At 50.4% G+C, this 14,099-nt stretch carries 13 protein-coding genes; 12 read left to right on the forward strand and 1 reads right to left on the reverse strand.

Features of this window, described 5'->3' with window-relative positions; genetic code table 11:
* Positions 1 to 2: 2 nt before the first annotated feature.
* Positions 3 to 797, reverse strand: a complete 795-nt coding sequence (locus tag FH974_RS04380; protein ID WP_047887828.1) for an AraC family transcriptional regulator — start codon at positions 795 to 797, stop codon at positions 3 to 5.
* A gap of 239 nt (positions 798 to 1,036) precedes the next feature.
* Here FH974_RS04380 and FH974_RS04385 point away from each other — a divergent pair, with 239 nt between their 5' ends.
* The 12 genes from FH974_RS04385 to cutD all read left to right on the forward strand — a co-directional run bounded on the left by FH974_RS04385 (position 1,037) and on the right by cutD (position 14,090).
* Positions 1,037 to 2,179: a multidrug effflux MFS transporter gene (locus tag FH974_RS04385; RefSeq protein ID WP_207103506.1), complete on the forward strand. Its 1,143-nt coding sequence runs from the start codon at positions 1,037 to 1,039 to the stop codon at positions 2,177 to 2,179.
* A 166-nt stretch (positions 2,180 to 2,345) separates the two neighbouring features.
* On the forward strand, positions 2,346 to 2,834 hold the full coding sequence (locus tag FH974_RS04390) for a hypothetical protein (RefSeq protein ID WP_047887827.1): 489 nt from the start codon (positions 2,346 to 2,348) through the stop codon (positions 2,832 to 2,834).
* 343 nt (positions 2,835 to 3,177) lie between these two features.
* The gene (locus FH974_RS04395) at positions 3,178 to 4,014 is read left to right on the forward strand and encodes a transcriptional regulator (protein WP_047887826.1); all 837 of its coding nucleotides are present in this window, start codon (positions 3,178 to 3,180) and stop codon (positions 4,012 to 4,014) included.
* A gap of 2 nt (positions 4,015 to 4,016) precedes the next feature.
* Complete coding sequence (locus tag FH974_RS04400) at positions 4,017 to 4,523, forward strand: FidL-like protein (protein WP_047887825.1); 507 nt, start codon at positions 4,017 to 4,019, stop codon at positions 4,521 to 4,523.
* A 927-nt stretch (positions 4,524 to 5,450) separates the two neighbouring features.
* On the forward strand, positions 5,451 to 5,729 hold the full coding sequence (locus tag FH974_RS04405) for a BMC domain-containing protein (protein ID WP_047887824.1): 279 nt from the start codon (positions 5,451 to 5,453) through the stop codon (positions 5,727 to 5,729).
* A gap of 18 nt (positions 5,730 to 5,747) precedes the next feature.
* A complete protein-coding gene (locus FH974_RS04410; protein ID WP_047887823.1) occupies positions 5,748 to 6,032 on the forward strand; it encodes a BMC domain-containing protein in 285 nt (94 codons plus the stop codon).
* Positions 6,033 to 6,045: 13 nt separating this feature from the next.
* A complete protein-coding gene (locus tag FH974_RS04415) occupies positions 6,046 to 6,324 on the forward strand; it encodes a BMC domain-containing protein (protein WP_047887822.1) in 279 nt (92 codons plus the stop codon).
* Between the two features lie 100 nt (positions 6,325 to 6,424).
* Entirely contained in the window at positions 6,425 to 8,053 is a 1,629-nt protein-coding gene (locus FH974_RS04420) for an acetaldehyde dehydrogenase (acetylating) (protein WP_207103507.1), read from the forward strand.
* Between the two features lie 16 nt (positions 8,054 to 8,069).
* The gene (locus FH974_RS04425; RefSeq protein WP_047887821.1) at positions 8,070 to 8,327 is read left to right on the forward strand and encodes a EutN/CcmL family microcompartment protein; all 258 of its coding nucleotides are present in this window, start codon (positions 8,070 to 8,072) and stop codon (positions 8,325 to 8,327) included.
* 12 nt (positions 8,328 to 8,339) lie between these two features.
* Positions 8,340 to 9,482 (forward strand): 1-propanol dehydrogenase PduQ, encoded by a 1,143-nt coding sequence (locus tag FH974_RS04430; protein ID WP_207103508.1) that lies wholly within the window; start codon positions 8,340 to 8,342, stop codon positions 9,480 to 9,482.
* A gap of 154 nt (positions 9,483 to 9,636) precedes the next feature.
* Positions 9,637 to 13,050, forward strand: coding sequence for a choline trimethylamine-lyase (cutC, locus tag FH974_RS04435; protein WP_207103509.1), 3,414 nt, complete (start codon positions 9,637 to 9,639; stop codon positions 13,048 to 13,050).
* A gap of 71 nt (positions 13,051 to 13,121) precedes the next feature.
* A complete protein-coding gene (cutD, locus tag FH974_RS04440; protein ID WP_207103510.1) occupies positions 13,122 to 14,090 on the forward strand; it encodes a choline TMA-lyase-activating enzyme in 969 nt (322 codons plus the stop codon).
* The last annotated feature ends 9 nt before the right edge of the window (positions 14,091 to 14,099 follow it).

A 14,099-nucleotide genomic window follows, 5' to 3' on the forward strand; every position in this document is an offset into this window, starting at 1 on the left:
TGTTATCTCTGGGCTGTTCTGCTTCCAGAGTCGGCCATGTACTCTCGGGGTGGCAAGCCGGTCATCGACTTAAAAAAGGTTGAAAAGGCACTGTCTGAGCTGAAGTCCAGCGCCGCGGCAATGGTGGTCAGAGAGTTCTGCTCTGCCAGCATCTCGATGGCTTTGATCAGCCGCCATTGTTGTCGCCACTGCTGGTAGCTCATACCCGTCTCTCGGCGCATGATCCGACTGATGGTTTTTTCCGATGCGCCGGTGTGATCGGCAAGCAGTTTTAGGCTGGGGGGTAAGGTGTGGCTGGCCTGTGACGCGAGGTGTCTGAGGCGAGGATCGCGTGGCAGGGGTAACACTGTCGGCTCGCTGCGGGCCTGGTGCAGCTCATCAAGACACACAGCAAGCAGGTTGGCTGGCGGACCTTGCTCCCACTGAGTGGAAAAATCGGCCATCGCGATACGTTCCAGAACGGCCTGGAGTAAAGGGGAGGCCTCAAGCACCTCAACGGTCTCCGGCAAATCGGGAATCGCTGCGGTGTCGAGATAGACAGAGCGGTAGCCGACAGCCCCGGTAACCTCGGCGCGGTGTGGCAGCTCAGGTGGAATCCAGGCGATGCGGGTTGGTGGCAGCAGACAAATGGCCTCAGCGAGCGTGATGCGAATACATCCCCAGTGGGTAAACAACAGCTGGCCCATCGCATGATGATGCACCCCGGAATCATGTACGCCAAGTTCTGCCGCAATGCCCAGCACCTTGTTGTGAAAGCTATCCGGGTCAAAGGTGTCGTCTTTGTTTAACCATGCCATATGAGTGATACCGGAATGTTGTCCGATTTTGTAAATAAGTCGTCCTGATTATTGTAATTTCCCTTTTTGTCTGATGCTACCTTGTGCTCGTAGAAAGACGGGCCCAAGGAGATGAGATGAAAATCTGGCACAACTATTCAGCTAAAACTAATGCACCTGAACAAAATGCACCTGAACAAAACGCACCCGAACAGAAGACTTCCCTCTGTTCTGCCGAATCGGTTAGGCGACCCTTGTCGATGGCATTAGTGATGGCACTGATGATGTTTCCGCAGATAGTGGAAACCATCTATAGTCCGGCACTGACGGGCATTGCGGCTGGTTTCGGGATCACCGCGGCTGAAGCGGCGCAAACTTTATCGCTCTATTTTCTGGCGTTTGCGCTTGGGGTGGTGATATGGGGATGGTTGTCGGATCGTATCGGGCGACGCCCTGCGATGCTGGCTGGTTTAACCCTGTATGCGGTAGCCTCTGTGTGGGCCGTATTCCTTACGAGCTTTCCGCTGTTGCTGGCTGCACGATGTCTGACTGCGTTAGGGGCGGCGACTGGCTCTATTGTGACACAGACGATGATGCGTGACCGTTATACCGGTCGGCAACTGGCGCGGGTATTTTCGATACTGGGAATGGCAATCGCGGTCAGTCCGGCATTGGGGGTGATGAGCGGGGCATTACTGACCAGCCAATGGGGGTATCGCGGCGTCTTTATCGGGCTGGCGGTACTGGCGTCGATGCTGTTGGCGTGGTCAGTACTGCGGTTACCGGAAACTCGACCTGACGGTTATCACAAGGCTGCTTTCAAGAGCGTGTTTTTTACTATGCTGAGTGATACCCGGCTCTGGGGGAACGCAGTGCTGGTGGCGGTGTTCAATGTCTGTCTGTTCAGTTTTTACCAGCTTGCGCCGTTTATGTTCGCTCGTTTGGGTATGGAAACGGAAATCTTCGGGCTGGCTGGTATTGTGCTTTCACTGGGCGTAGGCGCTGGTGCTTGGCTCAACAAATGGCTGCTGGCACGTCACTGGCCGGAAAAGCGAATTTTGCATCTGTCTGTCGGGTTTCTTGTGGTCGGCGGGGTAACAGTACACGTCCTTGATGGGCACATCAGCTTTGTGGCACCGGTTGTGCTGGTGGTGGCCGCATATGGCATGGCAATCCCTAATGTTCTGGCGGGAGCGTTAGTCAAATACCGAGCCTGTCAGGGGAGCGCCGGGGCGATATTCGGCCTGTTTTACTACTTGCTACTGGCGGGTGGTCTGATGTTAGCAGGATGGAGTCAGCATTTTTCTGCAGTTGTGGTAACCTGTGGGCTCGTCGCGTTTGGTGTGTTACAGATAGAGTCTCGGTTGCAAAATGATGCACAACCGGAGATAGATTTACCGTGAAAAAACGAGATGCGCTGAAGATTTCGGTCGAAATCGGGTGGATTCTTCGTAAACCTTGAACTCTGTCACTCTATTTAAATGAATTTTTGATAAAACGCATAGTTCTCTGAGGCAGGCGTGCATAATGTCTCAGTATTCTGTTCCATAGAAGTAAAAGGTTACCAATATGTCTGATGTACCAGTGTCTGTGGCAAAAGCTGCTGAAGTGATCCAGCCGGTGGCAGAGTCTTCCGGTTCGATTTGGGGCTATGTAGCGGGCGGTGTAGCCTTGTTGATCCTGGCCGGTTTCTTCGGCTACAAGAAAATCAACAAGCCAGCATTTATTATTAATCAGGTGAGAAAGCGTAACCTGAAAGAGATTCAGAAGTTAGGTATCGAAAACTCTGACTTCGTTAATGACTTAGATAAACTCCTGGTTTCTGTGCAAAGCTATGCTGAAGAGCAAGGCAGAACCGGTGGTGATGTGGTGAAACTGCTGAGCCCGCTGAATGATAAAGAGCGCATCAAAACTGCGCGCGATATGTATCAGTCAATGATTTACATTGCCAATGATATTCAGGACGCCTCTCTGGCGCGTGAATTTAAGAACAAAGCCAAGCAAGTTAAAGCCAGTTCACCTCTGATGGCTGGCCTGCTGAAGCGCGCCGGGATTTAATCTGTCCCGATATTGAGCTGATATTTGATAGAACGGCGTGTCCTGAACAAGGACGCGCCGTTTTTTTATGCTCTACAGTTATCTGCTGATTTCTTGCTGAAAATTGGGCGACGGAATGTGTACTCTGTGACCTTTCTGACAGATTGGCAAATTGCCAAACTGACCGACTGTTCTATTTTGATCTAAGTCATAACCTTGCTATAGGGGCAGGGCTAGTATTCAAGTCTGTTCTATTTTCCGTCACGTAAGTTCATCACTTTTATCATAATTATTCAGATGGATTGAAACGTCAGACGAAGGGAAAGGTAACTAAGCAAGTAATGTAACGGATTAGCTGATTACAATGAAGTATAAAATTAACGATTTCCTTTTTTATGATGTGACGGATGCAACTCTGAGTTTGAACGACTCAGGCGTTTCTGATACGCAGCTTTCAATAACAGCAAATGCTTTACTTTACTTTTTAATTCAGCACCCCGGCATTATCACTCGTGATGAAGTGATGAAAAAAGTGTGGGATGACAATGGACTGACATCATCCAATGGTAACCTTAACCAATATCTAAGCATGTTGCGAAAGGCGTTTCGATTCTATGACATCGACAATATCGTTGTTTCTGTTCCTCGGGGTCGGATTGAAATTAACCCGGATTTGGTTATAGAAATTGTTGATGATTGTCAGCTGCATCCTTTAATTCAGCAAGAAGAGGAAGACGGCACGGCAACTGAGCAACCTGTATCGCCGCTATTGTCTCCTAGTCCGAAAAAGCAACCGCTATTTGGTGAAGATTTACCACCTCAAACAGAAGAGCAGGAAAAAAACTGGCTGATGGCTAGCGCAGTACTGTTCACCGGGGCGCTGGTATTGCTCTGGACGGCGATCATTTCAGAACGTTCTATCAATATTTTGCAACTTAATCAGGTGCAAAATAGTGTTTGTGAACTCTTCTCAACAGAAAAAATGATCAATGACGAAATGCAGCAAAGTTATAACCATAGCTTTACGGCCGTCACAAATGCACTAGGTATCGAGTGCAATAAAGAACGCCGGTTTGTGTTTTACTACGGAGATAAGTTTCAGAATAAGGGATTAGGCAGAACATTTCTGGCTCAGTGTGCAAAAAATGAAAACAATCCTTATGCCTACTGTGATAATTATTTTTATTACTCATGGAAATAGTCATGACATCAAATAAAAGCGGAAGGATTTTTTTCTTTTATGCGCTAATTTTATTTCTTCTTTGTACCTTGCCTTTCTTATCCAAAGTGATTCCCGAAAACAGCGGTGAAATGCGATGTAGCGCTCGTGCCATCATGCACTTCGAGGATACCCAGACGGAAACCTTGAATGTGAATGTTCATTTCCGCTTTGCCCGTGATGGGGAAGGATCTATGGTGGTTGAAGGCTATTCTGATTCTAAAGCCGGTTGGCTGTATCTGCAGCGCTATGTCACCTTTAATTACTTCAGTCAGCGTGTATCTGATTTAGAGCGTGTTTATCAGGTGCAAAGCTGGAATGCGACTAAGTCTTCAATTGATGAGTCTCCTGACGTGTTGTTTGATTATTTCATGAGAGAAATGTCAGACAGTCATGACGCCCTGCAAATTAAAGTCCAGCAGCTCAACTATGAAACGGTATTACTTAGTTCACTGAACTCGCCGTTATTTGTTTGCGTGCTGGAACATTAAAGTCTGTTTGGTTTGAGAGAGCTGGTTTGAGAGAGAAAATTTGAATGGCTAGCGCAGCTGTATTTCAACATACCGGAATAACGTTAAGGTGTTGTTAGCTGTTTCCTATGCTGAACTTTACTTTTTCTGTTAATACGCCTTGAATTTTTCCACATGCGGCTTCCTGGACTTTGAGTTAATTGGATGTCCATTCACTTCGAACTTATCTTGATTTCCCCCCTATTTCCCCTGCCATCAAAGGCTTTTTCTATTTACTGGTCAGGTACAGTCAGGTTGTAAATACACTGGGTGGCGATTCCATCCTCCTCCAATCAATACGCTCAACCAATCTATTATTGCTTCCGAATCTATCCGCACAAACCTTATAAAAACCGAGATGGTCATTTCAGTGATTAACATCAGGCTGGTTCCTTTTGGCTGGTTGTTTTTGCTGTTCAGTACATTGGACATTGGACATTGGCTTTTCACGGTTTTGAATACCTTGTTCTTCATGGATGTATGTTGCTGCTTTGTAATATTACAGGGGCTTTTTGCTGCCAATTAATACGCAAATGTTACGCCATATAAAGAATAAATAAGGCGTGAAAAACGGCTGTTTTTTGCTCGGGAAAAAGTGTGAACCGAAGCACTTTTGTTGTGAATTTAGAGTTTTATTGAAAGCTGTGGAATGCAATTTAGCAGAGCAAAACGATAAATATGGGCGTCAATTTTTCTAAATCATGGAGTAATTACCTAAATTTCCATGATTGGTGGAATCAAATGCCATTTCTTTTTGTAGGGGAATATAGTCGTTTGCGTTGGTCGAATACGCTGCCTGAATGCGATGTATCAAATGCCATGAAAGATCTACCTGTCACATTCAGGCGGGGGTATTTCGGCCCAATTCCAATAACGAACGATGAAACCCTAGCTACGGAGGAAAGAAGTATGGGTGATGCATTGGGTTTGATTGAAACCAAAGGTCTTGTGGCGTGTGTAGAAGCCGCCGATGCCATGTGCAAAGCCGCCAATGTCGAGCTGATCGGTTATGAGAATGTTGGCTCAGGTTTGGTGACGGCCATGGTGAAAGGTGATGTGGGCGCAGTGAAAGCGGCGGTGGATTCCGGTGTTGAGTCAGCGCGTCGAGTGGGGGAAGTCGTGACGTCGCTGGTCATTGCCCGCCCTCATAACGATATCGACAAAATTGTGATTAAACACAAAGCCTGAGGAAGCAAGGAGATAACCATGAATGATGCCTTGGGACTGATTGAAACAAAGGGGCTGGTTGCGTGTATTGAAGCGGCCGATGCCATGTGTAAAGCCGCCAATGTTGAACTGATTGGCTATGAAAATGTGGGTTCAGGCCTGGTAACCGCAATGGTTCGTGGCGATGTGGGGGCAGTGAAAGCTGCCGTGGACTCGGGGGTGGAATCGGCTCAGCGTGTTGGTGAGGTCGTGACATCTCTGGTGATTGCCCGTCCCCACAGTGACATCGAAAAGATTGTTTCTCAGTACACCGTGACTGAATAAAAAGGAAAAACCTATGAAAGAGGCATTAGGTTTGATCGAAACCAAAGGGTTGGTTCCGAGTATTGAAGCTGCCGATGCAATGTGCAAAGCCGCCAACATTACGCTGATCGGTTATGAAAACGTAGGCTCCGGCCTGGTGACTGTGATGGTGCGTGGTGATGTGGGAGCTGTCAATGCGGCAGTGGAATCGGGCATCGAAGCGGCAAGAAAGATCGGTACGGTTGTATCGTCCCGAATCATCGCCCGTCCCCACAATGATATTGAAAAAATTGCGTCAAAGCACAAGGCCTGAGGGCATAGCTGCCGCAATGTGAAACACAGAAGGAGCCTTGCCAATCAGGGCAAGGCCACTCCAAACCGCTATCGGCAGCAGAAAAGGATGAAAATTTACCATGATGCTAGATAAAGATTTGCAATCAATTCAGGCTGCGCGTGAATTGGTGAAAAATGCCAAGCAAGCGCAGGCACTGTTCGCGAAATTTACGCAAGAGCAGGTAGACCAGGTGGTTGCGCATATTGCTGCCGAAGCGGCGAAACACGCGGAAGAACTGGCGAAACTGGCCCACGAAGAAACCGGTTTTGGGCGTTGGCAGGACAAAGTGCTGAAAAATGTTTTTGCGACCACGAAAGTACACGACCACATTCGCGCGATGAAAACCGTCGGGGTGATTGCTGAAGACCCTGTACGCAAAGTGATGGAAGTGGGGGTGCCACTGGGGGTCATTACGGCACTGGTGCCTTCAACGAACCCGACCTCGACCATTTTTTACAAAACCCTTATCGCCCTCAAAGCGGGGAATGCCATTATCTTCTCCCCGCACCCGAATGCGAAACAGTGCAGTCACAAAGCCATTGAAATTGTTAAACGCGCAGCACGGGAAGCCGGTGCGCCGGATGGCATTGTTGACGGTGTGAGCCTGCTGACTATGCAAGCGACCGAAACCCTGATGAAGAGCAAAGATGTGTCTCTGATTCTGGCAACCGGAGGGGAAGGGATGGTACGTGCAGCGTATGCTTCCGGCACACCAACGATCAGCGGCGGCCCGGGCAACGGTCCGGCATTTATTGAGCGCAGCGCTGACATTGAGCAGGCGGTGAAAGATGTTATCACCAGTAAGACCTTTGACAATGGTGTGATTTGTGCGTCAGAGCAATCCATTATTGCTGAACGCTGCATTTATGAACAAGTTCATCAGGCGCTGATTAAACAAGGCGCTTACTTCATGAACGAGCAGGAGTCTGCATTACTGGCAGGTCGTCTGCTTCGCCCTAACGGCATGATTAACCCTGAATTTGTGGGACAAAGTTCTCAGACTGTGGCTGAAAAAGCGGGCTTTAGCGTTCCGGCCCAGACCACCGTCTTGATTTCTCATCAAACCACGGTATCGCCTCAAAATCCTTACTCACGAGAAAAATTGTGCCCAGTTCTTGGCCTTTATATTGAAGAAGACTGGCATGCGGCCTGTGATCGGGTGGTGGAGCTGTTAACCAATGAAGGTAAAGGGCACACCTTGGTGATTCATACCCAGAACCCGGAAATTGTCCGTCAGTTTGCTCTGGAAAAACCGGTGTTCCGTATGCTGGTTAATACTCCGGCCGCGCTGGGCGGCATCGGTGCGACAACCAACCTGACACCGGCTCTGACTCTGGGATGTGGTGCGCTGGGGGGCGGCTCAAGCTCAGACAATGTTGGCCCGATGAACCTGCTGAACGTCCGTAAAGTCGGCTACGGCGTGTGTTCTGTCGACGACCTGCGCCAACCGGTTGCTGTTGCTACCCCAACCCTGATACCGACTCACCATACTGCGTCTGTGGCAACGCAGGCTGCTTGCACTCGTCCAGTAAGCATTTTTGACGATGCGCGCTTTACCGGGGAGTTGTCAGCACCATCTGTGGCCCATACAGCCAATACGTCGATGGGAGGTGATGATCGTTTTGCTTGCGTATCACCTGTTGCTCACAACGAGATGAATGAAGCCAGAGTTGAGCAGATTATCCGACAAGCTCTTGGCCGACAGTAACGGAAGGTAGCTGCTGATGATTCTTGCAACAGTAACAGGCCATGTTGTCGCAACGCAGAAATGCGACCAACTACGGGGATCCAACCTTCTGCTGGTGACTGCCTTGGGAGATGACCTCAAACCGATCAAAGACAGAACTTATGTCGCTGTCGACAGTGTGGGTGCCGGGGTGGCTGATCAGGTGTTGGTTGAAGACTATTTTGCGCTTTACAAAGAGCAATACAAAGCGATGTCGATTGTCGCCATCGTCGAGAAGATCCACAAGGGATGCTAGGAAGAAACCACGATGAATACCTTTCAGATCAAGCCCACTCTTCATTTCGGCGCCGGGGCACTAGAAAGACTGACAGCGTTAAGCCATCAGCGCACTTTGATCATCACAGATCAGGCAATGGTGAAGTTTGGGCTGGTGGAGCAGGTGCGTCGCTACCTCTCAGGCACACCTGAAATGATAAGCCTGTTTGCCGAGGTAGCGCCTGACCCTGACGTTGCAGTGATCTCTGCTGGCATGAAGGCTTACAAGGCGGCAGCACCGGATCTGCTTATCGCGATCGGTGGTGGCTCAGTGATCGATGCGGCAAAAGGGGTGCTGTACACCTTGCACCAAGCCGGAGAACTGGCTGAAAAGCCGAAGTTTGTTGCAATTCCGACCACCAGTGGGACCGGCTCGGAAGTTACCGCCTTTTCGGTGATTAAGTCAGGAACCGAAAAATGGGCACTGGTCGATGACTTTATGTTGCCTGATCTCGCCATTCTGGCACCCGAGCTGGTGGCATCGGTGCCGGCAGCAATCACTGCCGATACCGGAATGGATGTGCTGTGCCATGCCCTCGAAGCCTATGTGTCGAATCAGGCATCGGATTTCAGCGATGCGCTGGCAGAAAAAACCGTTCAACTTGTTTTTGCTCACCTGCCGGATTGTCATCGTAACGGCCAGGATTTGGTGGCCAGGGAGAAAATGCACAACGCCTCTTGTATTGCCGGTATGGCATTTACCAATGCTTCGCTGGGGATCACTCACAGCCTTGCTCATGCCTTGGGTGGCGGATTTCGGGTTCCCCATGGTCGTGCGAATGCCCTGCTGATGAGTCAGGTGGTGGCCTTTAACGCAGATTACCACGGCCAGTGTAATAACGCGGCGGCCTGTAAGTATGCGCGTCTGGCCAAGTTGCTTGGACTACCAGCCTCCGATACCCGAGAAGGCGTGATGAGCTTACTGGTAGCCATTGATGTGTTGCGTGAACAACTGGACATACCGGCCAGCATTGCCGCAACCGGTGTGGAGAGGCCGGCATTTGAAGCGGCGTTGCCAGCATTGGTGGCACAAGCACTGAAAGACAACTGTACCCCGACAAACCCGCGTAAAGCATCGGCGCTCGACATTGAGCAGTTATACCAACAGAGCTTTCGATCGGCGGCAACTCAGTGATGCGAATGCCAAGCGCTAGTGCCCAAAAGTGAACACAAAAAGCGAATACCAAGAGCTGATACCCAAAGCGACGACCGGGCGCTAACACGACACCCTAATACCCAGTGGTAGGTTGCAGCCTGCCATCGTGAAACAAAATTATAAGGAGAGGCCCATGGCCCACTATACCCTGACGCCACGCGTAAAAGTGCTGGCAGAACAACTGCTGGCCAAAAACAGCATCATCTGTGCTGAGCGAGCCAATATCCTGGCTGCTATCGGTGATGATATTGCCGGCATGCCGCCTCTGGTTAAAAAAGCCCAGCGCTTTAATCAGCTGGTCTCGGAGTTACCGATTTACATTGGTCAGGATGAACTGATTGTCGGCAGCCAGTCATCTGCGCTGAGAGGCGCGATTTTCCACACCGAAGAAGAGTTGAGCAGTGAATCTGTCTTTGGTTTTCTGAGCAGCGATGCCACGGGAACGCCTGACTACATGACCGTTATGAGTACCGGTTTTCAGGTACTGGAACAGCACATGGAAACGCGCCTGAAAAATATCGGTAGCGCGATCAGCCGTAGCGGCATGGATGAAGTCAATCAGGGCCGCGCGATGATCATGGCCTGCCAGGGGGCGATCTATTTTGCCAATAAACTGGCCGATACGCTGGCAACCAAAGCCAGTGTAGAGAGTCATCCTTACCGCAAAGCAGAGCTGGAAGAATCTGCGGCGATGTTACGTCATATTCCGGCTCAGCCTGCCCGGACATTCAAAGAAGCCTGTCAGGCTTTCTATCTGATTCAGCTATTGATGCACCTTGATAACGGCGGTTATGCCATTGGCAGCACTGGTTTTGATAAGGCGTTGTTTGGGTATTACCAGCGGGATATCAATGCCGGCCTCATTACTCCGGCGCAGGCGTATGAGCTGGTGGAATGCCTGTGGCTGAAACTGGCCGAGTTGTCAGAAGTACGTGCCGATCGTGCTGTTGACGGTTACCCGATGTTTGACTGGCTGGTTCAGGGCGGTCAGAACGGTGACAGCCAGATGGTACAGAATGAACTGTCCGCCATGCTGCTTGCTGCCCGGGATAACCTGGCTGCGTTAAATCGCTCTCTGACAGTCCGTCTGTATCAGGGCGGTGCCAAACCAGCGGAGGTTACACTGTGTAATGGCAATGTTCTGCCTGTCGATGAAAGCACTCCGGCGATGGAAGGACTGACCCCTCGTATGCAGCGCCTTCGCAGTAACTACCTGAAAGCCAAACCAAGTGTGTCCATTTATCGGGCGATTGCGTTCACTGAAGTGACCAAGCAAAACCTGGGTTTGCCGCCAATATTGCTGCGAGCTAAAGCGTTCCGTAAAGCCTGTGAAACCGCCCCTTTGCTGATTCAGGATGACGAGCTGATTGTCGGTCACCCTTGCGGTAAGCCTCGAGCCGGAGCATTTTCGCCGGATATCGCCTGGCGCTGGGTTCGCGATGAACTCGATACCATGAGTACCCGCCCTCAGGATCCGTTCCTGATCTCTGAAGAAGATAAGAAAGTCATTCGCGAAGAGTTGGTGCCATTCTGGGAAGGCCGTTCGCTGGATGAAATCTGTGAAGCGCAGTATCGCGAAGCCGGTTTGTGGGAATTCAGTGGTGAGACATATGTCAGTGATTTGTCTTACCACCAGATTAACGGTGGGGGTGATACCTGTCCGGGCTACGACATTTTGCTGTTCACCAAAGGAATGAACGGCATTAAAGCAGATGCCGAAGCTAAGCTGGCAGCGCTGAGCATGGAAAACCCGGATGATATCGACAAGATCTATTACTACAAAGCGTCAATCGAAACCTGCGAAGGTGTGATGGCGTATGGCCGCCGTCTGGCTGCTCATGCCCGCGAGCTTGCCGCAAAAGAAATGAATCCGCAGCGTCGCGCTGAACTGCTGACTATTGCTGACGTCAACGAAAATGTACCGGCGAACCCGCCGAAGACCTTACAAGAAGCTCTGCAAAGTATCTGGACCGTCGAATCACTGTTTGAAGTGGAAGAGAACCAGACTGGCCTGTCGCTGGGACGTCTGGACCAGTACTGCTACCCGATGTTCCGCGCGGATATTGACTCGGGGCGTTTGACGCACGAACAGGCGCTGGAAATGATGCAGGCCTTTATCATCAAGTGTGCCGAGCTGATGTGGATGTCGAGTGAGTTGGGGGCGAAGTATTTTGCCGGTTATCAGCCGTTCATCAACCTGACCGTGGGTGGCCAGAAGCGTACCGGCGGTGATGCGACCAACGATCTGACGCTGCTGATCATGGATGCGGTGCGCTTCGTGAAGGTATATCAGCCATCGTTGGCCTGTCGTATTCATAATCAGTCACCGCAGCACTACATGGAAAAAATCGTTGATGTCGTCAAAGCGGGGATGGGCTTCCCGGCCTGTCACTTCGATGACTCCCACATCAAGATGATGCTGCGTAAGGGTTACGACTTTGAAGATGCCCGTGACTACTGCCTGATGGGTTGCGTTGAGCCGCAGAAGTCTGGCCGAATTTACCAGTGGACCTCTACCGGTTACACCCAATGGCCAATTGCGATTGAGTTTGTACTGAACCGTGGCCGCATGGTGCTGTTTGACAGCTATCAGGGACTGGATACTGGTGATCTGAATAGCCTGACCAGCTTTGAAGCCTTTGATGCCGCAGTGAAAGAGCAGGTGGCATACATCATCAAACTGTCGGCCATTGGTACGGTGATCAGCCAGCGTGTGCACCGTGATGTGGCACCCAAACCCTTGATGTCTCTGTTGGTTGAAGGCTGTATGGAGCAGGGCAAAGACGTCAGTGCCGGGGGCGCCGTGGTGAACTACGGTCCGGGGCTGATCTTCTCCGGCCTGGCAACCTATGTCGACTCCATGGCAGCGATCCGCAAGTTGGTATTCGAAGACAAGAAATACACCCTGGAGCAAATGCGCGATGCGATGCTGGCCAACTTCGAAGGTTATGAAGAGCTGCGCCGTGACTGTCTCAATGCGCCGAAGTTTGGCAACGATGATAACTACGCCGATGAGTTCGCGCTGGATATCACCGAGTGGACTGAGCGCGAGTGTGGCAAGTACCAGATGCTTTATTCGCGTCTGAGCCACGGCACGCTGTCTATTTCAAACAACACCCCGATTGGTGAACTGACCAATGCCACTCCGAATGGTCGTCTGGCCTGGATGCCGCTGTCTGATGGTATCAGCCCGACGCAAGGGGCGGATAAGCACGGTCCTACCGCCATCATCAAGTCAGTGAGCAAGATGAATGTGGAAACCATGAACATCGGCATGGTGCACAACTTTAAGTTCCTCAAAGGGTTGCTCGACACGCCGGAAGGTAAAAATGGCCTGATCACCCTGCTGCGTACCGCGTCCATTCTGGGTAACGGCCAGATGCAGTTCAGTTACGTGGATAACGAAGTGCTCAAGAAAGCCCAGAAAGAGCCTGAAAAGTACCGCGATCTGATTGTGCGGGTGGCCGGTTACAGCGCTTACTTTGTTGAGTTGTGTAAAGAAGTTCAGGACGAAATCATTAGCCGTACTGTACTGGAAAAATTCTAACCCAGAAGCGGGGGCCGCTATGGCTCCCGCTGTAAAAACACTGCCTTCAGACGCAGTGAGGAGTAGTCACAATGACTGGGACAGCACAAGTGAGCAATGGCAGCGAGCTGAAAGGTCGTATTTTCAATATCCAGAAATATTCCATTTATGACGGTGACGGCATTCGCACACTGATCTTCTTTAAAGGGTGCAACCTCCGGTGTGACTGGTGTGCTAATCCAGAAGGACTGAGCAGCAAGTTTCAGGTGATGTGCAGTCACGATAAGTGTGTGTCTTGCGGTAAGTGTGCTGATGTTTGTCCGGCTGGGGTGCATGTCATGACCACGGATGCCGAAGGCAACAAGGTGCACAAAATTGACCGCAATGTGGACTGTATCGGTTGTCGTCAGTGTGAGGAAGTTTGTATGGGTGGCGCACTGGATGTCATGGGTAAAGATGTCACGGTTGCCGAGTTGATGGCGGTGATCATGCAGGATTATGACTTTTACATGTCATCCGGCGGTGGCGTGACATTGGGGGGAGGCGAGCTGAGCTTGCAGACCGATTTTGCCGCCGCCCTGCTGACTGAATGCAAAAAGCAGATGATCAATACGGCAATTGAAACCCAGGGTACCACCAGCATCGACAATTACGAGAAGCTGGCCACCTGCACCGATCTTTTCTTATTTGATATCAAACAAATATATACCGACCAACACCGCCAGCTCTTTGGTATTGGTAACGAAGGGGTGAAGCGCAATCTGGAGCGTCTGGTTGAGCTGGGTGCCAACATCGTGATTCGCATGCCGCTAATCCGTGGTTATAACGATTCTTTCGATGCCATTACCGGTGCTTTTGAATATGTGATGGAACTGGCCAAACGCGGCAACATTCAGCGAATTGATGTCCTGCCATACCACCAGTTTGGCAAAACCAAATACGACAAACTCGACATGATTTATCCGATTACGCAAGACATCGGTTACAGCAACGAGGAACTGGATCAGCTCAGCACTTTCTTCAAGCAGTTTGATTTCGATATCCGCCTGGTAAGGCATTAAGGAGGCGCT

This window comes from Photobacterium ganghwense (assembly GCF_017329545.1).
GTDB classification, from domain to species: domain Bacteria; phylum Pseudomonadota; class Gammaproteobacteria; order Enterobacterales; family Vibrionaceae; genus Photobacterium; species Photobacterium ganghwense.

Excerpts from the sequence above, each read along its gene's own strand:
- FH974_RS04405 (WP_047887824.1), top strand. The coding sequence starts at position 5,451 with ATGGGTGATGCATTGGGTTTGATTGAAACCAAAGGTCTTGTGGCGTGT.
- FH974_RS04430 (WP_207103508.1), top strand. The coding sequence starts at position 8,340 with ATGAATACCTTTCAGATCAAGCCCACTCTTCATTTCGGCGCCGGGGCA.
- FH974_RS04400 (WP_047887825.1), top strand. The coding sequence starts at position 4,017 with ATGACATCAAATAAAAGCGGAAGGATTTTTTTCTTTTATGCGCTAATT.
- cutD (WP_207103510.1), top strand. The coding sequence starts at position 13,122 with ATGACTGGGACAGCACAAGTGAGCAATGGCAGCGAGCTGAAAGGTCGT.
- FH974_RS04425 (WP_047887821.1), top strand. The coding sequence starts at position 8,070 with ATGATTCTTGCAACAGTAACAGGCCATGTTGTCGCAACGCAGAAATGC.
- FH974_RS04390 (WP_047887827.1), top strand. The coding sequence starts at position 2,346 with ATGTCTGATGTACCAGTGTCTGTGGCAAAAGCTGCTGAAGTGATCCAG.
- cutC (WP_207103509.1), top strand. The coding sequence starts at position 9,637 with ATGGCCCACTATACCCTGACGCCACGCGTAAAAGTGCTGGCAGAACAA.
- FH974_RS04415 (WP_047887822.1), top strand. The coding sequence starts at position 6,046 with ATGAAAGAGGCATTAGGTTTGATCGAAACCAAAGGGTTGGTTCCGAGT.
- FH974_RS04420 (WP_207103507.1), top strand. The coding sequence starts at position 6,425 with ATGATGCTAGATAAAGATTTGCAATCAATTCAGGCTGCGCGTGAATTG.
- FH974_RS04410 (WP_047887823.1), top strand. The coding sequence starts at position 5,748 with ATGAATGATGCCTTGGGACTGATTGAAACAAAGGGGCTGGTTGCGTGT.
- FH974_RS04385 (WP_207103506.1), top strand. The coding sequence starts at position 1,037 with ATGGCATTAGTGATGGCACTGATGATGTTTCCGCAGATAGTGGAAACC.
- FH974_RS04380 (WP_047887828.1), bottom strand. The coding sequence starts at position 797 with ATGGCATGGTTAAACAAAGACGACACCTTTGACCCGGATAGCTTTCAC.
- FH974_RS04395 (WP_047887826.1), top strand. The coding sequence starts at position 3,178 with ATGAAGTATAAAATTAACGATTTCCTTTTTTATGATGTGACGGATGCA.